The following is a 21,796-nucleotide window of genomic DNA, read 5'->3' as shown; positions in this document are numbered from 1 at the left end:
CTTTCAGCGATTGAAAGGAGAAGATATCATCCATATCTGCGGTTCCGATGAGCATGGAGTCCCCATTACCATTGCTGCCGAAAAAGAAGGTGTTACCCCACAGGAAATTGTAGATCGGTATCACGAAAGAAATAAAGCCGTTTTCGACAGATTTGGTATCGATTTTGATTACTACGGACGAACAAGTTCCGAAACCCACAAAAAGACCTCTCAGGATTTCTTTTTAAAACTGTATGATCAGGGTGTATTTAAGAAGAAGAGCCAGGAGCAGTTTTATGATGAAGACGCCAACATGTTTTTGCCCGATCGTTATGTGAAGGGAACCTGTCCCAAATGTAGCTACCCGGAAGCGTACGGTGATCAGTGTGAGAAGTGCGGTTCATCTCTCTCTCCCACAGACCTGATTGATCCGGTCAGTGCATTAACAGGCAATAAACCGGTTGTAAAATCGACCGAACACTGGTTCATTCCGCTTGGAGATTTCCAGGAAAAACTTGAAAAATGGATCGACTCCCGTGAAAACTGGAAACCGAATGTTGTGGGACAGTGTAAAAGCTGGCTCGATGGCGGACTTGGCGATCGAGCCGTAACACGCGACCTCACCTGGGGCGTACCGGTTCCGCTGCCCGAAGGCGAAGGAAAAGTGCTCTATGTCTGGTTTGATGCACCCATCGGCTATATTTCGGCTACCAAAGAGTGGGCCGATGAAAAAGGTGATCCGGATTTATGGAAAACCTACTGGCAAGATGAAGAAACTTCTCTGATTCACTTTATCGGAAAAGATAACATCGTATTTCATTGCATCATGTTTCCGGCTATGCTGATGCAGCATGGCGAGTTTGTTCTTCCCGAAAATGTTCCGGCAAACGAATTTCTGAATCTTGAAGGCCGAAAGCTTTCCACGTCCAAAGGTTGGGCTGTCTGGTTGGAGGAGTATCTCGACTATTTTGAGGCCGATCTTCTTCGGTACGTATTGGGCACAACCCTGCCGGAAGCGAAAGATTCCGATTTTTCATGGAAAGATTTTCAGAGTCGGATAAACAGCGAACTGGCCGACATTCTTGGAAATTTTGTTTTCAGAACGCTCAGCTTTACCGAGAGATTTTTTAACGGTACCGTTCCGGAACTGTCCAACCCTTCTGAGTTGGATCTGAATACGCTTAAAGAGATCGAAAACCAGAAACAGAAGATTGAAGAGGCGTACAACTCGTTTAAGTTCCGGGAAGCGATTGCAGAAACGATGAATCTGGCCCGGATCGGAAATCGCTACTTTACGGAAACTGAACCGTGGAAAACCCGGAAAGAGAATCCTGAAGCGTGCGGCAACACACTGAACGTTTGCGTGCAAATCTCCGCTGCGCTGTCCATTCTGTTTCATCCTGTACTGCCGGCAAAAATGGCCCAGCTTCGAGATCAGCTTGGCGTTCCAAATACACTTCAATGGGATGATGTTACATCAAATCTCATTCCCGAAGGACAGATTATTGAGCAGGGGGAGATTCTCTTCGAAAAAATTGAAGATGAAGCCGTTCAGGAACAGATTGAAATTCTGGAAAAACGGGCGGCAGAATCTGCCGGAACAAGTGGTAAGGATTATGAGCCACTTAAAGATACGGCCACCTTTAATGACTTTGTGAAACTTGATTTCAGAGCCGGTAAAATTTTGGATGCCAAAAAGATCAAAAAATCGAAAAAACTGCTTAACATCACCGTGGATCTCGGATTTGAGAAGCGAACCATTCTCTCAGGAGTCGCTGAATTTTTTAAGGCAGAAGAAATCATTGGCCGTTCAGTTGTAGTCGTTGCCAATCTCGCACCCAAAAAAATGATGGGCGTTGAGAGTAACGGTATGATCCTGATGGGTGAAGACACTGAAGGTCAACTCCACTTCGTAGAAACCGATGCAGAACCCGGTAGTCCGGTCATGTAATTATATGAAAATTAACAACTTAGAGATCAAACCGGGCGTTACCTTTACTGAAAGCGCCACCCATTTTTGCATCTACTGCCCCAACGCTTCAGAGATGAACTGTATTCTTTTCGATGATTTTGAATCGGAAAATGGAGTTGAACATTCGATGCAAATTGATGCACAGGGATACTGGCACGTAGCGATTCAGGGTGATCAAGCCGGACGATGGTACGGTTACAAAGCCAAATTTAATGACGAAGAGTTAAAACCGGCCGGGCCATATACGGATGAACTTTTTGCCGATCCTTATAGTAAGCACGTTACCGCACATAACTCTTACAGGCAGGATGCCCGATCCTACATTTTCCGGGATGAGTTTGACTGGGAGAATGATGCGCACTGTTTCCCGGATGATCCCCGCGATCTGATCATTTACGAAGCACACCTGAAAGATTTAACCGCGCATCCCTCTTCAAAGTCTTCCGGGCAAGGATTTTATCAAAAATTTATCGACCGCAATCAAACAGGCGGTATCAACCACCTGAAGCGCCTTGGAGTAAACTGTGTGGAATTTCTGCCTCTGCACAAATTCCCGCAGTGTGAACCGCCATTCGAACAGACCACCCCTGAAGGGTTTACAAACACATGGAATCCCTATTCCGCCAATTACTGGGGATACATGACTTCCTACTTTTTTGCCCCGGAATCTTCGTTCGCATCGGACTACTCAAACCGCTACTCCGGCAAAACAACCGCCGCAATTACGGAATTTAAGGAGATGGTAAAGGCGCTTCATAAAGAGAATATCACCGTTTTGATGGATGTTGTTTTTAACCACACCTCCCTTTTTGATCTCAACCCGCTCACCCACCTCTGCCCCGATCAATATTTACGATCTGACGAGAAGGGACATTTACTGAACCGGAGTGGGACCGGGAATGAGTTTCGTTCGGAAAACCCCGTTGCACGACAGCTTATTGTCGATTCCATTCTCTATTGGATGGAAGAGTACCATATTGATGGTTTCCGGTTTGATCTGGCCGCACTTCTGGACCGGAAGTCGTGGGATGCCATCCGTACTGCCGTACATGAAAAGTATCCGAATGCCGTTTTGATTGCTGAACCGTGGGGAGGTTATTACTCTCCTCATCACTTTTCAGATCACGACTGGGCATCATGGAACGACCGTATCCGCAACAGCATCAAGGGGTCGGATCCGATTCACGACAAAGGCTTTATTTTTTCTGACTGGCAGCACGAAACCCGGCGCGAACGCCTTGAAAATGTTTTTAAAGGCACGCTGAATCACGGAGAAGGCGGGCTCTACAACACGTCAGCCCATAGCGTAAATTACCTGGAAAGTCATGATGGCTATACGCTTGCAGATTTTATCCGTATCGGATTGAACCCCGAATTGAAAGATCAAGTTATCCAAAACCGAGAAGAGGTTGTGAGGCTGGACGAGGAGGAGCTGAAACTGGCAAAGCTCGCTGCTCTGTCTCTGTTTACCGCCCAGGGAATGACGATGATCCATACCGGCCAGGAATTTGCACGTGCCAAAATAATTGCAAAAACTCCCTGCCCCGATGATGAGGTGGGCAGACTCGACCACAACAGCTATCAAAAAGACAACGAAACCAACTGGATCAATTTTAATGACATTGAATTGAATCGATCACTGTTCGAATACTATCGCGGACTGATCGAAATCCGGAAACAGTCTCCCGCTCTCAGAATGTGCAGCCCGCACGAAATCAGCTTCGAGCACTACGGAAATCCTCTGGTAATCACTTTTTACATCAGCGGAAATGACAGCGGAGATTTTAATGACTATTATGTGCTATTGAACGGAATGGCGGATGAAACTGCACACTGTAAGTTGCCTTCAGGCACCTGGGAAGTGATTGCAGACGAAAATATTGCCTCTGCTCAATCCTTCGATATTGTACAGCATTCAGTTAATATTGCCCCTTGTTGCGGAATGTTGCTGAGAAAGTTGCGACATTAGCCGCGAGCGGATATTTTAGTGCGTCTCCAATAACCTAAATCAACCTAACTTTGGCTACTACACCTACCAATAACCGAGGAACCTGGAATTCGAAATTTGGATTTATCCTGGCCGCTGCCGGCTCTGCAGTAGGGCTTGGAAATATCTGGCGTTTTCCCACAGAAGCAGCATCCAACGGAGGAGCCGCTTTTCTGTTTATCTACATCATTTGTGTTGTATTGATCGGCTTGCCGGTTATGATCGCCGAACTCTCCATCGGACGAAGTACGCAGAAAAATCCCGTGGGTGCGTTTAAAGCACTCAGTTCCAATAAATTCTTTCCTTTGGTAGGTTTTTGGGGTGTACTTTGTGGTGTGATGATTTTGAGTTTCTATACTGTCATTGCGGGATGGACATTCAGCCACGTATTTGTCGAAATTTTCACATTCACAGGTTTAGAGGGAGCTGCAAATGTATTAGCTGATTTTGATAACGGATTTGTGAATGCAGCATTTGCACTGCTCTTTATGGGGCTGACTATCGCTATCATCCGCGGTGGTGTAAGTGAAGGGATTGAACGCGCCACAAAACTGATGATGCCGCTGTTGATCGTTATTCTTGTGGTGATGGCTGTTTATGTGATGTTCCAGCCCGGTGCCTCCGAAGGCCTTGAAGTGTACCTGAAGCCTGATTTCTCATTGATCACAGGAGAATTGGTATTGGCTGCCATGGGACAGGCGTTCTTCTCACTCTCTCTCGGTATGGGAGCTCTGATTACGTACGGTTCTTATTTGAGCAAAAAAGAAAACCTTGTAGAAGCGGCCAGCTACGTAACATTAGCCGATGTGGGAATTGCCTTTCTTGCCGGCCTTCTGATTATGCCTACTATCTTTCTGGCTCAAGCTCAGGGAGTAGAAATTTACAATGAAGCCGGTGAGTTTCTTGCAGGGCCGGCACTAATTTTCCAGATATTACCGGAACTGTTTGTTCAGATGGGAGGGCTGGTTGGTCTGGCACTCGGAGTCTCCTTCTTCTTCCTTCTCAGTTTGGCAGCCCTAACTTCCACAATTTCTCTGCTTGAGGTTCCAACCTCGTATATTATTGACGAGTATGGTGTTCGAAGAAAGAAAGCCGCCCTCTATGTAGGCCTTTTTGTTTTGATAATTTCTCTAATTATCTCCTTCAACACGGCACTTATCGATTCGATCGATTTCATTTTTAGTGTGATCGGACTTCCGCTGGGCGGATTGTTAATCTGTATTTTCATTGGCTATTTCTGGAAAACCCGAAGCGCCATCGATGAAATTAAACAGGGCTTTAAGGATGTGCGAGACTCTTGGTTTACAACCATCTGGTCCATCTTTATAAAATTTATCTGCCCAATAATCATCATCATAATCCTGGCTCAAACCCTGATGGGTTAATTGTAAAACCATTTTTGAATTTCTTTGCGGCTCGAGGTTGTTATCGAGTGGAAGCTGCTGTATTTTTGAAGCCTTAATATGAACTAATTTTAAGTATGGGAAAAGTAAGTACATCTGACTTCCGTCCGGGAATGAACATTTTACTGGATGGAGAGATCTATACAATTGTCGATTATCAACACGTAAAACCCGGAAAAGGCGGGGCTTTTGTCCGTACAAAACTGAAGGGTGTTGAGAACGAAAAGAATATCGAAAAAACATTCCGTTCCGGAGAGTCTGTAGAGTCTATCCGGGTTGAAAAGCACCCCTATCAGTTTCTATATACTGACGGAAATATGTTTTTCTTCATGCATCAGGAGACTTATGAACAGGTTCCATTGGAGCGCAAACGGGTAGAAAATCCCGAATTTTTTTCAGATGGGTTAATCTGTACACTCTCCATCGATGTAGATAACGACCAGATTCTATTTGCTGAGCCGCCGGATCAGATAGAAGCTGAAGTTGTACAGACCGATCCTGGCGTAAGGGGCGATACCGCACAGGGCGGCAGCAAGCCGGCCACAATCTCGGGAGGCGCGGTTGTACAAGTTCCCTTATTTATCAACGAAGGAGAAGTGATCCGCGTTGATACCCGAACCGGAGAATACCTTGAAAGAGCAAAATCTAAATAAACTTTATTATGGACTTAAAACTCGTTAAAAACCTGCTTGACCTGATCTCAGAAACCGAACTCAACGAAGTTTCTATTGAAGAAGGAGATTTTAAACTAAAGGTAAAGAAACAGTCTGATACTCCTGCACCACAGGCGGCACCGATGCAGTTTCAAATGCCGGCACAGCAGGCTCCTGCTCAACCTGCACCGCAAGCAGCTCAGGCACCTGCCGAGTTAGCTTCCGCCCCAAAAGAAGAGTCTCAGCCTGAGGGCGAAACCGTTAAGTCTCCTATCGTTGGTACTTTTTACGAGGCTCCCTCACCCGACTCCGATGCGTTTGTAAAAGTGGGTGATACCGTTCAGAAAGGCGATACTCTCTGCATCGTGGAAGCCATGAAAATAATGAACGAGATTGAAGCAGAATTTTCGGGTACTGTACAAAAAATTCTTGTCGACAACGCGCAACCGGTTGAATACGACCAGCCACTCTTCATTATCAAAAAAGCTTAAGAAAACAGTTTATGTTTAATAAAGTTTTAATTGCCAACCGCGGCGAAATTGCACTTCGTATTATCCGTACCTGTAAGGAGATGGATATCAAGACCGTTGCAATTTATTCCACTGCGGATGAGAATAGCCTACACGTAAAGTTTGCCGATGAGGCCGTATGTATCGGTCCGCCGGCCGGCCGCGACAGCTACCTGAAAATTCCAAGTATTCTTGCAGCCGCAGAAATTACCAATGCCGAAGCGATTCATCCCGGCTACGGTTTTCTTGCGGAAAATGCAGAATTCAGCAGGATTTGTGAAGAACACGATCTGAAATTTATCGGTCCTTCTCCCGAGATGATCGCCAAAATGGGAGATAAAGCCACGGCTAAAGCAACCATGATGGCCAATAATGTACCGGTGGTTCCCGGTTCAGAGGGTGTGGTAACTTCTGTTGATGAAGGGAAAAAGATTGCCACAGACATCGGCTTTCCGGTTATCATAAAAGCGAGCGCCGGCGGTGGCGGACGCGGAATGCGTGTTGTGCACGATGCGGAAAATTTTGAGAATGCTTTCAAAACCTGCCGGAATGAAGCGGAATCCGCTTTCAGCAACCCGGCCGTCTATATCGAAAAGTTTGTTGAAAACCCTCGCCATATTGAAATTCAAATTTTGGGCGATCAGCATGGCAATGTGAGACATCTCGGCGAACGTGAATGTTCACTTCAGCGTCGCCACCAGAAGATTCTGGAAGAGGCCCCCTCTCCTGTGATGACTCCGGAAGTTCGTGAAAAAATGGGCGAAGCTGCGGTTAATGCCGGAAAGGCGATCAACTACGAAGGTGCTGGAACGGTTGAGTTTATTGTTGACAAAGATCTCAACTTTTACTTTATGGAGATGAACACCCGAATTCAGGTGGAACATCCCGTTACCGAAGAGATTACCTGGTGCGACCTGGTAGAGGAGCAAATTAAGGTTGCAGCCGGACAAAAAATTGAGATGAAACCGCTGAAGATGCGCGGTCATGCTATCGAATGCCGAATAAACGCGGAAGATCCGGAGCACAATTTCCGGCCGACAGCGGGAGAAATCACCTCTTTCAACATTCCGGGCGGTCACAGCGTACGCGTGGATACTCATGCTTATGCGGGATATAAAATTCCACCTCATTACGACTCGATGATTGCCAAACTGATTGTGAGCGCACCCACCCGGATGGAAGCTATTAAGCGTATGAAGCGTGCACTTCAGGAGTTTGTTGTGGAAGGTGTTAAAACAACCATTCCGTATCATCTTCAGCTAATGGACGATCCTAATTTCCAGTCAGGTAATTTTAATACACAATACCTGGAGAAGCACTTCAAATTCAAACCGGAACAAAATAATTCAGGACACTAATGAACATCCCAGACGATCTTAAATACACAAAAGAACATGAGTGGGTAAAAGATAACGGAGACGGTACTGTAACAATCGGAATTACCGATTTTGCACAAGGCGAACTTGGAGATATTGTCTTTGTTGAACTGGAACCAGAAGGATCTGAGTTCGATCAGGATGACGTTCTCGGTACTGTGGAAGCTGTAAAAACCGTCTCTGAACTCTTCTCCCCTGTTTCAGGAGAAATTACAGAGGTGAATGAAGACCTTGAAGATGATCCGGAAATGGTGAATAATGATCCTTATGGAGACGGCTGGATGGTTAAGATAAAATTAAGTGATCCATCTGAGCTGGATGACCTTCTCTCTGCCGAAGATTACAAAGAACTGATTGACTAATAAATTTCTACACCTTATTTGATAATGCATACTCATCATGATGAGTGGATTCTCATCCTCGATTTTGGATCTCAGTACACCCAACTGATTGCGCGACGACTGCGCGAACAGAACGTTTACTGTGAAATTCATCCTTATAACGCCCCCAAAAAAGATTTTGAGAACCATCCTCCCAAAGGAATCATCCTCTCGGGAGGACCCAAAAGTGTTTATGATGAGGATGCTCCTGTTCTGAACCTCAACTACTTCGACTTTAATGTACCGGTACTTGGAATCTGCTACGGATTGCAATCTTTGGCTCATTCCATTTCTCCGGACAGTGTGGAAAAAGCCGATAAGCGGGAATTTGGCCGTGCCGAACTCTTAATCAATGATCACTCCGATCTATTTAAAGGCATTGATGACGGGTCTACCGTCTGGATGAGTCATGGAGATCACATCAGAAACCTCCCCTCACCTTACGAGATCATTGCACACACCCAAAATGCACCCGTTGCTGCGGTTAAACATGCAGAGAAACCGATTTACGGAGTACAGTTCCACCCGGAGGTGGTTCACACCGAAGACGGTGCCAAAATTCTGGAAAATTTCGTCAAGGAGATTTGTGCATGCAGCGGTGACTGGACTGCAGCCTCATTTATAGAAACGGAAATTGAGGCCATTCGCAAACAGGTAGGTGACAACAAAGTGATTTGTGGGCTCTCAGGTGGAGTGGATTCAACCGTTGTAGCCACCTTGATACACAAGGCGATCGGCGATCAGCTGCTCTGCATTTTTGTGGATAACGGGCTTCTCAGAAAAGATGAGTATCAAAAAGTTCTTCAAACCTATAAAGAGCACCTGCATTTACCGGTTAAAGGTATAGACGCCTCCGATCTGTTTCTCGATAAACTTGAAGGGATTTCTGACCCGGAAGAGAAACGGAAAATCATCGGAAACACCTTTATTGAAGTCTTTGATAAAGCAATTGAGAACGAAACAGAGTATAAGTTTCTAGCCCAGGGTACCCTCTATCCCGATGTGATTGAAAGCGTTTCATTTAAAGGGCCTTCTGCAACCATCAAATCGCACCACAACGTGGGCGGACTCCCTGAAAAGATGAATCTGGACCTGATTGAACCGGTTCGAGAGCTTTTCAAAGATGAAGTTCGAAATGTTGGCAGGGAGCTTGGTATTCCTGAAAACTTTATCGGACGGCACCCTTTTCCCGGCCCCGGTATGGGAATACGGGTTCTAGGCGAGATTAACCGCGAGAAGCTGAGTCTGCTCAGGGAAGCGGATGATATTTTTATTCAATCCTTACGCGATCATGACCTCTACGATGACGTGTGGCAAGCTCTTGCCGTTCTGCTTCCGGTTCAGTCTGTAGGCGTAATGGGTGATGAGCGAACGTACGAATACACCGTAGCCTTGCGCGCCGTTACCAGCGTGGATGGTATGACAGCCGACTGGGCTCATCTTCCCTACGAATTTTTAGCTGAAGTCAGCAACCGAATCATTAATGAAGTCAGGGGTGTAAACCGGGTTGTGTATGATATAAGCTCCAAGCCTCCGGCAACGATTGAGTGGGAATAAAAAGGAACATTTACGCCCATTTCCGCTTTATTGAATAGGTTAACGTTCATCTGTCATCAAATTCGTCATGAAAAAGATTCTTCTGCTTCTCCCCATACTTTTATTTCAATGCAATGTACTGTTTGCCCAGACCTTTCAGGAAGGAGTTGAACTGTATGAAAGTGAGCAGTATGAGGAAGCACTGGTAATTTTTCAGGAGTTAGATAGCGATGAAGCTATCCTTTTTACGGGAAAGAGCTACTTGGCACTGGGAAGCTACCCGAAAGCATCCCATTTTTTCGAACGGGCCGAGCAGAGTACCAACCGGTCCATCGCTCAGGAAGCACAGTATTCCCGGGCAGTTGTGAAATTCCGAACCAAAGATTACAGCGGGAGCCTGAACACGCTCTACCGACTGATTGAGAGCCAGAACCGAACCGGTATTCAGGTGGATGCCCGACGACTCTACAGCCAAATCATCCGGTATCTCGATATCAGCGAGCGTTTTGAAGCGCTTCAGAAAGCAGAATCACCGGCCATTCGCCTTGATATTGTTCTGAATTCACGACGCCAGCTCGATCCGGTTCTGTATCAATCGCTTGAAAAAGAGCTGTTCCGGCTGGAAGCAGATACCACCTACCACGATGACCTGCGTGAAGCTCTGCAAAACAATCAGAATCAACTATCGAGTTCATTCAGCTATCCAAGTGCACCGGAAGGCACCGTGTACCATGTGGGTGTTGTACTGCCTACATTTGAGGAGAACGATCCTGACTTCACCATTCCACGAAATCTTTACTTCGGGATGATGCTCGCTGCAGATGAGTTTAACAGCAGCCACTCCGACAAAAAAGTCAGACTGATTTTCAAAGACTCTCACGAAAATACGGACTCTACCGCAGCTGCCATTACAGAACTGGCTTGGGCCGAAAAAGCCGATGCCGTAATCGGTCCGCTCTTTTCAGAACCCGCCCGGCGAATGGCTCAGCTATCAGAAGAGTACCAGATCCCGATGCTGGCACCTTTGGCGAACTCCGATGAACTGAACCTGGATTACAACTACACCTTCCAGCTCAATCCAACGTTTGCCGTTCACGGAATTAACATGGCGCGTTTTGCCGTACAGGAACTTGGACTGGACACTCTTGCCGTTATTACTGAAAAAGACGCATTTGGAAGAGATTCCGCGCTTGCCTTCAGAAAGGAGGCCGAGAGACTCGGAGCACACATCTCCTACTACTTTGAAGACGACTTTGCTTCACAGGGGTACGATTTAAGCGATTATACCAAGGTTTTCACTCCAGACAAGGCCTTGGCCGACTCTCTTGGATATACACCTTCTCAGGCAATTTATGCTCCCTTTACCGGTCAGGCAGCTTCTACGCTAACCAATCTTTTCATGAACGACCTGGAAGCGATGAGAGCTCGTCCGATTATACTCGGATCAGAGGAGTGGAGTTCAGATAACCTCTCTGCATATCAGCAGCGAACCTACGAAATTTATCGAACACAGTCGTCTGATGTATCCGCTGACTCATCCAAATTTGCCTATTTTGAAGAGGATTTTGAAACCCGGTTTAATACAGAACCCGATCACTTTGCAAGAGTGGGATACGATACGGCAACATTCCTGTTTGAAAGCCTAGAAACAGCCGGTAACCCAAGCTACCTTACACGGGTGATGCGTAATAAGGATACATTTGACGGTCTGGGTATGAGAATCTTGTTTGACGGAAAACGAATCAATCAGCTGCTTGGAATCCATCCGCTTACTCCGGCGGCAGAAGAGAGACTTAGCCAATCAAGATAGGGTTTCAACAAATTGGTAATTCTTGTGTGACTTTGACCGCTAAGATTAGATAAAATTCAAAAGGAAAGGATCTCTGTATCTCAATCAGGCAGCCCGATCAGTTTTGGCTGCTTTCTGCTTCCATTCGCTCTCTTTCATCCCGTAGGCGATACTGCTCCCGGATCCATCTTCGCCACTCTTCACTGGCCTGTCGATGCTCTTCAAATGTACGTGTAAACCTATGGGAACCGTCAGGTGCCGCAACCATAAACAGATAATCGTGCTCTTCCGGATTCAGTACGGCACGAATAGATGCCTCATCCGGATTGGTAATAGGTCCGGGCGGGAGGCCTGCATGTATATAGGTATTGTAGGGATGATCCACGCGATAGTCCTCAAACAGAAGTCTTCTTCTCTCCCCAATCGCATAGATAACCGTTGGGTCTGCCTGAAGGAGCATATTTCGGTTTAATCGATTTAAATAGAGACCGGCAATTCTCGGTTTCTCATCTGCCACTTTAGCCTCCATTTCTACAATCGAAGCCAGAGTTATAATTTCATCCAAGGAGTAGCTGTTCTGCTCAATGTCTCTTTGATATCTACCTTCAACAATCCGGGTGAACTCATTGTAAATTCTTCGAACAGCACGCTCGGGAGTCGAGGTCCAGTAAATTTCATACGTATTCGGCAGCATCCTGGATAGGAGCTCTTCACCGCTCAAACCAAGTTCCAGAGCCAAATCGGAGCTGTCGGTCAATACCTCAAGAAAAGCATCGCTGTCGGCTTTAAGCTGGGCACTCATCCGGAGTGCAAAACGCCCCGTATCACTACCAGAAAGTACCGTCACCTTTGCGGGATCCTGTATTCCTCTCGCCATTTTTGAAAGAAACTCTTCATAAGAATATTGACCATTTAGTTCATAAAGACCGGTTCTAAAGTTTCTCCACCCTAAAACCCTGCCTGCCCAGCGTAATTCATCAAGATCAACATCTACATCCAGGCCATCCATTATTTCAACAATTTCATCCAGACCGGTTCTGTCGTGCAGAAAAATTTGAACAGGCTGACCTGATTGGATCGCGGTTGTACTGTAGAGCCTGTAGTTTCTCGAGCCGGCCGTAAGTATCATTACGATCAGAAAAAGAAGTGTGAGCGTAAAAAGTTCTTTTTTCGAAAAGGGGTTCATTCAACAACAGTTGTGAGTATTCGCTTTTTTAAAACGAGACAAATATACAGTTTATTCGGTAAAGAATGGAGTTATTGAATGAACCTTTGGGAATTGGGCTTGCTCACCGTCACAGCGAATACACTTATAAAACCTTTAAAAGGTTGGGTTGAAACGGATCCAGAACGCAGGCTGACCATCAAACTCTTTGAGCGGCCAGGCGATTTCTGCTCTGAATGCCCCGGTTCCCAAACCGAAGCCTACATCGTGTTGAAGGTCTGAAAACTTAAACTCAGTAAAACCGGACATGAGTCCCTCTGATGTGTCAAGCATACCGGGGATGGATCTTGCCCAGCCTGAATCCAGGAACAGCAATATGTGGATGTTGTAGTCTCTCATCCACACATCTGATCGAGACGGTGCTCTGCCAAACTGTACCTCAAGATTACTGAGAAGCATCTGATTTCCTGCAAAAAACTTATAGGGTGACCCTCTCAATGTTCCGATTCCACCCAGGTAAAACTGTTTAAAATCGGGCGTATTTCCGGTTATCCCACCCGTTTTCAATCTCCAGCGTAAAATTGATCCCGGTTCAAAATTGTAGAACATTTTCAGCTCCGACCAATACTTGTTGTAATCATACACATTAGGTTCAGATGTATCATAGCCCAGTTCCGCACCAATTTTAGCCGCAAATGTGAATTTGTTTGCCAATAGTACGTTTCTCGGGTTAAATGCAAACGAGAAGCTATATCGGTCCAGATCAATTTCATCGGCAAAGGCGTCGATCGGCGGGTTGAGTCTATAGGGGCTCGACTTTCCAAAAAGAGACCAGGTAGTGTTGCGCTCAACAGAGCGAAATGTATCCCGATTGTATGAGAATGCAGCTTCAAACCAGCGATCTGTGCGGTAGGCCGCGTATAGCCCCAACCCCTCCATCTGGAAGTAGTCGTGGAAATCGTAGGAGGCGAAGAACGATGTTAACGAGTTTTCTATCAATCCGCTGCGGGTATAATCTTCCGTTGAAGTGGCTTTGTGAAACTCTCCGCCAATCATCAGCCGTTTATTCTCACCAATCAGTTTCTCAACACCTAAGGCATATTCCCACTCTTTTGAAGCTGTGCCATACCCGATAAATCCATGTGGATTGATCTGTTCAATGTTCAAGAAACTTCCGTATCTGTGCCATTGCATTCTCTCCTTCCGGATTCCCAGAAAAAGCCCATTCACCCTGTTAAAGTGAATCATCGGCAGGTTAGGATATTGGCTGTACAGTTCGTTGCTGTAGTATGGTCCTGCTTCAAAATCGCCCCCCAAATCAAATCCTGAGTAAGACAATCGCCTCACGGCACGATCTGCATCACGTAATGAATCTCTCTCCTCTCCCTCCAGTTCAACTGTACGTTGAGTACCAAACAGCTCTTCAAGTGATTTATTAAAAATCGGATCACGCTTGAATGGATCGTCGTCCGATTGTTGTGCAAATCCTATTGCGGGAAAGAGAATGAAAAGGGACAATATGAGAAGCATTATGTTTTTCATATCAGCAACTACGATTAACTTTCGTGAAAGTTTCAGTTTTCCGGAATTTTAAGAACCATCAGCGTGATGTCATCATGCGCGTCGAGACCTGCCGACCAGGTCTCAGCCAGTTGATTAAGCTGCTGGATAATGTCGGAAGAGCTATAATCGGCGGAGTTTTGCAAAATCTCTTCAACCCGTTTCATTCCTAAAATCTCTCTGTCGGGATTGAACAGTTCAATCAAACCATCGCTCATTAATAGTAAAATATCGCCTTCTTCAAGCTCCAGCGACTTTTTCTTATATGGATAGTTGGCAGATCCGCCCAGAGGAAGCCCCTTCAGCACAATCCGTTCCACACGGTTTTTCTTTTTGGAATAGTGAAGAACCGGTGGCATGCCGGCAATAGTAAGCTCAATCTTTCGGTTTTTACACTTCATTAAAATAAAACCCATATACATCAGCCGCATATTGAGGTTCTTCAAACCGGAGGAAATCCTTGAGAGCATGGTGATCAAATCCACTTCATGTACCAGCGTGTGGAAGTAGCTCTTGGCAGCAGCAACCATAATTCCCGCCTTTAAACCGTGTCCGGTAGCATCTCCCACGGCCAGCACAAGTGCCCCATCCTGCTCTACACTGTAGTCGTAGTAATCACCTCCAACTTCTGTTGCCGTATCCATATAAACAGCCAGATCGTAGCCGAGTAGCAACGGCATTTTTTGGGGGAGCATGGAGAGCTGCAGCGCACGGGCCTCCTCAAGTTCCGCAGATTTCCGCTCATTTTCTGCTTTTAGAAGCCGTTTTTCAATCTCACGCTCTTTGCTGATCCGCTCTTGCTCCAGGGCACGTTTCGACAGCTCCTGCACTTCTGACAGTTTCTGTTTTAAACTGTTTTGAGTTGCAGCGAACTCCCTAGAGAGAAATATGGACATCGATAGAATAAGCAGACCTGACCCGGCCAGGTTCACCATTTTTACATTACCGCTCATCAGTTGAAAGTTGATGAGAATACTGACAATCAGTCCGAGCACAAAAAACATCATCCCCGCACCGATAATCCATGCCCCCTCACGCCGTTTTCTGAACATGACCAGAAGTGTTCGAATCAACTCAATGACCAGAAGCAGTATCATTATTTCTCGAAACCAAACGGATGAAGCAGGTTGAAAATAGACATACGCTGCCGAGGCGATACCCACTACCAGAATTGAATTGGAATAGAGTGATTTCTGATTTTGGTCGATCGCATGCATCAGTTTAACGGCAAAAACCAAAACAATGATCTCAAAGAAGAGCGCAAATTTCAGAAAAAAGATCGATTCAAACGTATAATGAACCAGCTCAAGCCGGTAGAGAAAATAGGTAATGAAAAGAAGTCCCCCTGCGAAAAGTGAAAAGTATAAATTCCTTTTTTCAGCCGGATAGAATAGAAACAGAAGAAAGTGAATAAGAGCAAAGGTGAGCAACACTCCGGCAAAAAACATACTTGTGCCGGTCCATTCCGAAATGAATGAGAGTACATTTGTCTGGTGTGCTTTCCAGTCGGCCAGCAGAAAACGAAACCCGTTGTAGCCGAACATCCGCTCCGATTCAATATTATTTGGGTTGATAAAACGGACGGCCAAGGTCTGAATCTCCTCATTTGGAAAAACCACCACCGGCAGCTCATTTCCACTATATGCCTCCACCCTTTCGGGGTTGGTTGAAAAGCGGCCGAGTTCATACACTTTCTTCCCATTCAGATAGACCTCAGATGCTCCCAAATGCCGATCTACCACCAGCGCAAGAGGTTTTCCGACCAGTTCACTGCTGACCTGAAGCTGTTTTCTGAACCAGCCAATTCCCTCCCATTCCACAAAAGAGAGATCAGAGGTTGTCAGGTTTGTACTGATTGATTCCCAGGCAGTGTCATCAAAATCGGGTTCGGCCCAGCGTGTGTCATCTCCCGGAGAAAATTTCCAGCGATCGCTGATATATAGAATTCGTTCTCGGTCCGACATATTTTCGGCCGATATCAGCTCTACAGACTCCTCTTCAAATTGAAAAAAGCTCTCCTGTGCCTTCGTCATGAACGGACAGACCAGCAAGAGGAGTAATAATGTCATTTTTATTTGAAGCTGTTCAATCACCCTGGTAAACAATTAATTTTCCCGAACACGAACCGAACCGGAAACAGATTTGAGATTCACAGGAATCTCCCCCTCTCTCACCTCAACCGAAGCGTTCATAAAACTGATATTTTTGGAAATATTATCGCCGGTCAGTTCATCAAAATTCAGGCTCATTCCACTTGCGGTAATGGAGTAACCGGCCATCCCGGGCAGACTCAGATCAATATCACCTGTGGTTGTTTCGAGGTATACACCAACTGAGACCTCTTTAAAGTCAGACACAATATCGCCGCTTGTTGTCCCCGCAACCAGTGTACCCGAAAGTGCACTTGTTGTAATATTACCGGTAGTTGTTCTGAGACGAACCTCCCCGCTGTTCCGGTTGGCTTCCACGTCTCCACTCACGGTTTTTGCAAAGATATTACCGTTCAGTTGGTTCAGATAGATATCTCCGGCGGTGGATACAGCTCGTATTTCGCCGGTCATATTTTCAATCTTCAGATCCCCCGCATGATTTTGTATAAAATGCTTCCCCTCCACACCGCGAGCCGAAATATCACCATGTATACTTCGCAAATTCAGAGAGGCCTCAGACGGAACCTGAACCAAAAAAGTAAATTGAACACCGGCTGAGGATCGCAGCTCCCGTCCCGACCTTCGATCCTCAACGGATGCAATAATAGAATTACCCTGTTTCTGCATGATGATCCGATAGTTATCCAGGTTCCGCGTGCCCGACCAAAGCGAGAACTCTCTTTTGACGTATAAATCGACCTGCACCCCACCCAGCCCTGAATTTTCAACCACTTCAATATCACCGGAAATTGTGTTAATCGTAACATTAGGGTGCCGGTCAACCCTGTAAAACTCAGATCGATAAGGATCCGGCTGGTCAGCGGACGAAATAATGTCTGTAGCCAGAACGCTAAGTGAAGTTTGAGCAGCAGTGTTTGAAAACACTCCAAAAATGATAAGAACCGGGATGAACCACCGGACGGTTTGATTTGTAAGCAGTCTGATCATAGATATTGGATTAACTGTGTACACCTGCCCAACTTTACGGACAGTTTTGCAAACAGTTTCGGCTACGGCAAATTTTTAAACACGCCGATCAAAAACTGTATGTGATCAGACAGCTCTTTGTGAATAAGTTCGGCTCCTTTTCTGATATCTTCTCTGGGAACATTTTCAGCAAATCGTTTATCCTTGAGCTTTTTACGAACCGATTTCACTTTCATATCAGAAAATCCATTGGGCCTCATCAACGAAACGGCATTCATAAAACCGGAGAGTTCATCACAAGCAAAAAGATACCGCTCCATTTCAGATTGCGGCTCTCTCCCGGTGCGATCCGGAGCATGCGCTTCTACCGCCTCTATTATCTCTTTTGAATATCCGTTATTGGGTAAAATATCCTCTACGGCTTTTTGGGGATGCTCTTCAGGAAATTTCTCCCAATCCAGATCATGCAGCAATCCCGCACTCCACCAATTAAGCTGTTCATCCTCCGTTTTACTCAGTGATTTTGCGTAAACCTCCATCGCCATTGCTACCATTTCCGAATGGTGGCGCAAACTTTCTGATTCAATATACTCCTTCAGTAACTTCCTCGACTCTTCCCTTGACGGCATCATAAGTTCAGCTCCGACCTGATTTCCTGGGCAACTCCTCGATTGTACTCAAACGCAAAGTTTTTGTAGTTAATCATATCAACAATTGTACCGATAAAACAGAGACCTGCCGTCAGAAAGTAGAGAATTCCCATTCCAATATGGCCGATAAAAAACCGGTGGATTCCCGCAACCCCGAAGAAACCGATCAGCGCGAGGATCAACATCAGCATCGGATCTTTTCTGCGAGCATCATAAATCCTGACAAAGGTATCAATTTTATCTTCCGGAATATCCTCCAGCAGCCGGTTTATGTAGTGCAATTCATCGCCTTCGAGCTCAGGTAAATATTCAAATACTTTCATGACAGTTTCCCGTTTTGTTTTGTGATGATATGATTTTTTAAAATGGTTACGATTCGACCCAATAATATTAAAATAGCGGCAATTCCGGCCGGATGCATAGCAAGCGAGGCTAAAAACTCACCTCTGAAAGCCAATGAAATGGAACGTCCGAGTCCTTCCCCGGGGCAATATTCAAAACCGAACCGTTCCACCGGACAAATTGTTTGAGACCCAGAAGTGGGATCCAGCATGGCCATAAGCAGTAAACCCGCAGACAGTGCCACCCACTCAAAGTGTTTATTAAAAAGATTTTTGAACGATCTTCGTATTTTCATGCTTATCTGACTGAATCTTCTGCAAACGAAGGAAGCTTACATATTTAAAAGATTTTATGAAAACCAATTATCGATACGGTATCTCTTCCATTTTGTTACTGATCTTTTTCTTCACAGTAAATATCAGTTCGGTTCAGGCCCGCCAGGATGTTCCCGATTCCCTGCAGGTTGATCTGGATGAAATTGTTGTGGAGTCCACCTACTCATCCATCACGATAGACCGCGCGCCCCTTTCTGTGAGCTACAGGTTACGAAATCCACACGACATCGCTTCCCGTCCGGCCGCTACCATGGATGAACTTACATTCGCACTGCCCGGTGTTTTCATCAGCAACCGCGAAAATTATGCATTGGGAGAAAGGATGACGATCCGCGGTCTCGGCTGGCGATCCCAGTTTGGAGTTCGCGGTGTGCAGGTAATTTTAGATGATATGCCGCTGACGGTTGCCGACGGACAAACCATCATGAATATGATTGATCCGGCGATGGTTCATCGTGTAGAACTTTTGCGGGGTCCTTCCGCTACGTTCTGGGGGAATTCAAGCGGTGGTGTTCTTCACGTTTCAACCAGACCCCGTACAGACTCTCCTACCGTTCAATATCGCGGTTATGGCGGATCATACAGTACGATAAAACAGGAACTGAGGTTAAACACCAAAGTTGGTGATGCCGCCGTTTATGGTTATGGCTCCTACTTTGAAACGGATGGTTTTCGCGACCATAGTGCGGCACGGCTCTATCGGGTGGGACTAAATGTCGAAAAACCGCTTGGAATAAGGAGTCGCCTGATTGTGCGCTCTGCCTTCACCTCCATGCCCAAAGCACAACATCCCGGGGCACTCACCGCAGAAGATGCAGAATCGGATCCCACCGCGGCTACTCCAAACTTTGTGGCAAATTCAGCCGGAAAGAATTTCGATCAGGGAATGATCTCCGCATCATTCGTTCAGGAGCAGATGAGGGGAGTCTGGGATATCACCTCCCACTTTACCTATCGCGACCTGGAGAACCCGCTTCCATTTGGTTTTATCAGCCTCGAACGTTTGGCTGGTGGGGTAAGATCAACCTACGAATTCACAACCCTTCCCTATGATTTAAATGTGGGAGGTGAGTTTAAATTTCAGCAGGACGATCGTCTGGAGACCAATAATGTAAACGGTAATCCCGGCACCGAGGTTGATGTACGCCAGCAAGAAGTTGTTACAAACGGAGCTCTTTTTGCCAGAATTGCCGTTCCATTGAATGAAAAACTAACTGCAAGTGCAGGATTGAGAACTGACTGGCTCCACTTTACTACAGACGATGAAATTGGTGCTGATCAGGAGGGATCGAGAACGTTTTTCTCATTAAACCCGAGTGCAGGCCTCTCCTACCGTTTTGATCAAGCCCGTTGGTTTATGAATTTCTCAACCAGTTTCGAATCTCCGACCACCACAGAGCTTGTCAACCGTCCGGAAGGCGGAAACGGGTTTAACCAAAACGTTGATCCGGAACGATCCATTAGCCTGGAAACCGGTATTCAAGGTCAAAACAGCCGTTTCAGCTACGATTTTACAGTTTTTGCCATGCAAGTGAGAGATCTCCTCCTTCCGTTTCAGCTTGAAAGCGATGGCCCTACATTCTTCAGAAATGAGGGCAACACACGCCATTATGGACTTGAAACAACCGCAGGTTTCCAAATTACTCCCAGTTTGCAAATTGATGGAATGCTGACCATTCTGAATGCAACCTTCAACAATGAAGAGTTTGACGGTAATGAACTTCCGGGTGTAGCTCCTGTCAGAATTGGCTCAATTCTGACATTCACCCCGGGAAAACAGAGCTTCAGCATCGATGCCGAACGGATTGGAAGCTACTACACGGACAATGAAAACAGTACAAAAAACGATGCGTACGGCCTCTTAAACTTTCGGTGGTCAGCAAATCTGGATCAATTGTTTAACGGAGTCACAATTCAACCATTTATAGCCATTCGTAATTTGCTCAACACCCGCCATAACAGCTCTGTAGGAATTAATGCGTTTGGAGGCAGATACTTTGAACCGGGGCCGGATAGGAATTTCCACGCCGGTCTGCAGCTCAATTTCAATTAAAACAGAGAGCCACTCTTCCACCCTATTTAACACTCATTGCTGCATTGAATCACTTCTTATCAAGCTGAAACGGAAGAACCCCAATTCCAGTGTTCGTTTGATCGACCGATTTTAAGTCAATAATATTTTATCAAAGCTGATTATCTGCCAAACGGTAAAATAAGCTTAAATGCATCCGCATTAACCAGTTTATACCCATAGAATTAGATCTGTCATAAAATCGGTCTATTCATATAGTAAATTATAATGTTCATTGTAAGATTTAAGATCCCATACTACTTTTCTTGTAACAAAACAGCCTTTGGAATCTCTTGATCACAAGAAGATGAAATACAATTTTAAAACAATGCTGAAACATCTATTTCTTATTATTGTACTTGCCGTCTCTTACTACCTATGGGATCAGAAACCGATTAAACACGGAGTTGGAATTACGGCTCCGGATGCACCGCAGGTGGAACGAGGATTTCGTTTAACGGAACACTACGTGAAGCACTACACGCTGGAGCCCAAATTCCGGATAAAAACCACGTCCCGCGTCATTGCCAACAAGCGCTACTGGTTTGATGAAAAATCTGACTTGGCACCGGTCGATGTCGTTCTGGGCTGGGGGGATCTATCCGATGAACGAATACTCAGTCAGGTAAAAACCCCTATCAGTCGGCGTGACTTTAAAGTCGATGTTATCCGCCCTCCCCTGACCTTTAGCGAAATCCGAAGTAAGCTTCTCTACATGCATGCAATACCGGCAAATGATGAGATCGCTGATAAACTGAAGAGGGTTAAAGAGGGGCACATCGTTTCAATTAACGGCTATATTGTTGATGTACACGATCAATCCTCTGTACTATGGACTTCATCAAGACAAGGCAACTCTGCCAAGCTCGACAATTCACAATACGTACTTGTAGAATCCCTGGAACTGCTTGATTAACACTTTTACAATCATTATTGCTAAATAGGTTCTAACAAACTATTTTAGCACACGAACCGGTTCTTACTCTCCCAAGATTAAGAGCTGAATTAATTT

18 protein-coding genes are annotated in these 21,796 nt (G+C 45.7%); 11 read left to right on the top strand and 7 right to left on the bottom strand.

The window, feature by feature from the left end; genetic code table 11:
• The 9 genes from metG to BG260_RS08950 all read left to right on the top strand — a co-directional run.
• On the top strand, nt 1-1,930 hold a 1,930-nt coding region (metG, locus tag BG260_RS08990), incomplete at its 5' end, for a methionine--tRNA ligase (RefSeq protein ID WP_083750216.1).
• A 4-nt stretch (nt 1,931-1,934) separates the two neighbouring features.
• On the top strand, nt 1,935-3,920 hold the full coding sequence (locus tag BG260_RS08985) for an alpha-amylase family glycosyl hydrolase (protein ID WP_069131847.1): 1,986 nt from the start codon (nt 1,935-1,937) through the stop codon (nt 3,918-3,920).
• A 50-nt stretch (nt 3,921-3,970) separates the two neighbouring features.
• Complete coding sequence (locus BG260_RS08980; RefSeq protein WP_069131846.1) at nt 3,971-5,323, top strand: sodium-dependent transporter; 1,353 nt, start codon at nt 3,971-3,973, stop codon at nt 5,321-5,323.
• Nucleotides 5,324-5,418: 95 nt separating this feature from the next.
• Nucleotides 5,419-5,994, top strand: coding sequence for an elongation factor P (gene efp / locus BG260_RS08975; protein ID WP_069131844.1), 576 nt, complete (start codon nt 5,419-5,421; stop codon nt 5,992-5,994).
• Nucleotides 5,995-6,002: 8 nt separating this feature from the next.
• Complete coding sequence (gene accB / locus BG260_RS08970) at nt 6,003-6,485, top strand: acetyl-CoA carboxylase biotin carboxyl carrier protein (protein ID WP_069131842.1); 483 nt, start codon at nt 6,003-6,005, stop codon at nt 6,483-6,485.
• A gap of 11 nt (nt 6,486-6,496) precedes the next feature.
• Entirely contained in the window at nt 6,497-7,861 is a 1,365-nt protein-coding gene (accC, locus tag BG260_RS08965) for an acetyl-CoA carboxylase biotin carboxylase subunit (protein WP_069131841.1), read from the top strand.
• Nucleotides 7,861-8,241 (top strand): glycine cleavage system protein GcvH, encoded by a 381-nt coding sequence (gene gcvH / locus BG260_RS08960; protein WP_069131839.1) that lies wholly within the window; start codon nt 7,861-7,863, stop codon nt 8,239-8,241. Before accC ends, gcvH begins: the two co-directional genes overlap by 1 nt.
• A gap of 24 nt (nt 8,242-8,265) precedes the next feature.
• A complete protein-coding gene (guaA, locus tag BG260_RS08955; protein WP_069131837.1) occupies nt 8,266-9,816 on the top strand; it encodes a glutamine-hydrolyzing GMP synthase in 1,551 nt (516 codons plus the stop codon).
• 67 nt (nt 9,817-9,883) lie between these two features.
• Nucleotides 9,884-11,605: an ABC transporter substrate-binding protein gene (locus BG260_RS08950; protein ID WP_069131834.1), complete on the top strand. Its 1,722-nt coding sequence runs from the start codon at nt 9,884-9,886 to the stop codon at nt 11,603-11,605.
• A 97-nt stretch (nt 11,606-11,702) separates the two neighbouring features.
• On the opposite strand, the gene mltG is transcribed toward BG260_RS08950, so the two are convergent.
• The 7 genes from mltG to BG260_RS08915 form a co-directional block, all read right to left on the bottom strand.
• Nucleotides 11,703-12,770 (bottom strand): endolytic transglycosylase MltG, encoded by a 1,068-nt coding sequence (gene mltG / locus BG260_RS08945; RefSeq protein WP_069131832.1) that lies wholly within the window; start codon nt 12,768-12,770, stop codon nt 11,703-11,705.
• A gap of 135 nt (nt 12,771-12,905) precedes the next feature.
• Nucleotides 12,906-14,291 (bottom strand): hypothetical protein, encoded by a 1,386-nt coding sequence (locus BG260_RS08940; RefSeq protein ID WP_069131830.1) that lies wholly within the window; start codon nt 14,289-14,291, stop codon nt 12,906-12,908.
• Between the two features lie 32 nt (nt 14,292-14,323).
• Nucleotides 14,324-16,378 (bottom strand): SpoIIE family protein phosphatase, encoded by a 2,055-nt coding sequence (locus BG260_RS08935; protein WP_141691562.1) that lies wholly within the window; start codon nt 16,376-16,378, stop codon nt 14,324-14,326.
• Between the two features lie 36 nt (nt 16,379-16,414).
• Nucleotides 16,415-17,407, bottom strand: a complete 993-nt coding sequence (locus BG260_RS08930; RefSeq protein ID WP_069131826.1) for a DUF4097 family beta strand repeat-containing protein — start codon at nt 17,405-17,407, stop codon at nt 16,415-16,417.
• A 62-nt stretch (nt 17,408-17,469) separates the two neighbouring features.
• The gene (locus BG260_RS08925; protein WP_245683934.1) at nt 17,470-18,018 is read right to left on the bottom strand and encodes an HD domain-containing protein; all 549 of its coding nucleotides are present in this window, start codon (nt 18,016-18,018) and stop codon (nt 17,470-17,472) included.
• On the bottom strand, nt 18,015-18,359 hold the full coding sequence (locus BG260_RS08920; protein ID WP_069131823.1) for a TM2 domain-containing protein: 345 nt from the start codon (nt 18,357-18,359) through the stop codon (nt 18,015-18,017). Before BG260_RS08920 ends, BG260_RS08925 begins: the two co-directional genes overlap by 4 nt.
• Nucleotides 18,356-18,673 (bottom strand): DUF2752 domain-containing protein, encoded by a 318-nt coding sequence (locus tag BG260_RS08915; protein WP_069131821.1) that lies wholly within the window; start codon nt 18,671-18,673, stop codon nt 18,356-18,358. The genes BG260_RS08920 and BG260_RS08915 overlap by 4 nt, the downstream gene beginning before the upstream one ends.
• A 56-nt stretch (nt 18,674-18,729) precedes the next feature.
• Here BG260_RS08915 and BG260_RS08910 point away from each other — a divergent pair, with 56 nt between their 5' ends.
• Complete coding sequence (locus tag BG260_RS08910; protein ID WP_069131820.1) at nt 18,730-20,766, top strand: TonB-dependent receptor family protein; 2,037 nt, start codon at nt 18,730-18,732, stop codon at nt 20,764-20,766.
• Nucleotides 20,767-21,091: 325 nt separating this feature from the next.
• On the top strand, nt 21,092-21,700 hold the full coding sequence (locus BG260_RS08905) for a hypothetical protein (protein WP_069131818.1): 609 nt from the start codon (nt 21,092-21,094) through the stop codon (nt 21,698-21,700).
• Nucleotides 21,701-21,796: the final 96 nt, after the last annotated feature.

It is taken from the genome of Rhodohalobacter halophilus (assembly GCF_001715195.1).
Lineage (GTDB): Bacteria > Bacteroidota > Rhodothermia > Balneolales > Balneolaceae > Rhodohalobacter > Rhodohalobacter halophilus.
Note: the sequence above shows the minus strand (reverse complement) of the source record. Positions and strands in the feature narration are given on the sequence as shown.

Coding starts and splice junctions, on each gene's coding strand:
- accB (WP_069131842.1), top strand. CDS start 6,003: ATGGACTTAAAACTCGTTAAAAACCTGCTTGACCTGATCTCAGAAACC.
- BG260_RS08935 (WP_141691562.1), bottom strand. CDS start 16,378: ATGACATTATTACTCCTCTTGCTGGTCTGTCCGTTCATGACGAAGGCA.
- accC (WP_069131841.1), top strand. CDS start 6,497: ATGTTTAATAAAGTTTTAATTGCCAACCGCGGCGAAATTGCACTTCGT.
- BG260_RS08905 (WP_069131818.1), top strand. CDS start 21,092: ATGAAATACAATTTTAAAACAATGCTGAAACATCTATTTCTTATTATT.
- BG260_RS08925 (WP_245683934.1), bottom strand. CDS start 18,018: ATGATGCCGTCAAGGGAAGAGTCGAGGAAGTTACTGAAGGAGTATATT.
- BG260_RS08950 (WP_069131834.1), top strand. CDS start 9,884: ATGAAAAAGATTCTTCTGCTTCTCCCCATACTTTTATTTCAATGCAAT.
- guaA (WP_069131837.1), top strand. CDS start 8,266: ATGCATACTCATCATGATGAGTGGATTCTCATCCTCGATTTTGGATCT.
- BG260_RS08985 (WP_069131847.1), top strand. CDS start 1,935: ATGAAAATTAACAACTTAGAGATCAAACCGGGCGTTACCTTTACTGAA.
- gcvH (WP_069131839.1), top strand. CDS start 7,861: ATGAACATCCCAGACGATCTTAAATACACAAAAGAACATGAGTGGGTA.
- BG260_RS08940 (WP_069131830.1), bottom strand. CDS start 14,291: ATGAAAAACATAATGCTTCTCATATTGTCCCTTTTCATTCTCTTTCCC.
- BG260_RS08915 (WP_069131821.1), bottom strand. CDS start 18,673: ATGAAAATACGAAGATCGTTCAAAAATCTTTTTAATAAACACTTTGAG.
- BG260_RS08910 (WP_069131820.1), top strand. CDS start 18,730: ATGAAAACCAATTATCGATACGGTATCTCTTCCATTTTGTTACTGATC.
- mltG (WP_069131832.1), bottom strand. CDS start 12,770: ATGAACCCCTTTTCGAAAAAAGAACTTTTTACGCTCACACTTCTTTTT.
- BG260_RS08920 (WP_069131823.1), bottom strand. CDS start 18,359: ATGAAAGTATTTGAATATTTACCTGAGCTCGAAGGCGATGAATTGCAC.
- BG260_RS08930 (WP_069131826.1), bottom strand. CDS start 17,407: ATGATCAGACTGCTTACAAATCAAACCGTCCGGTGGTTCATCCCGGTT.
- efp (WP_069131844.1), top strand. CDS start 5,419: ATGGGAAAAGTAAGTACATCTGACTTCCGTCCGGGAATGAACATTTTA.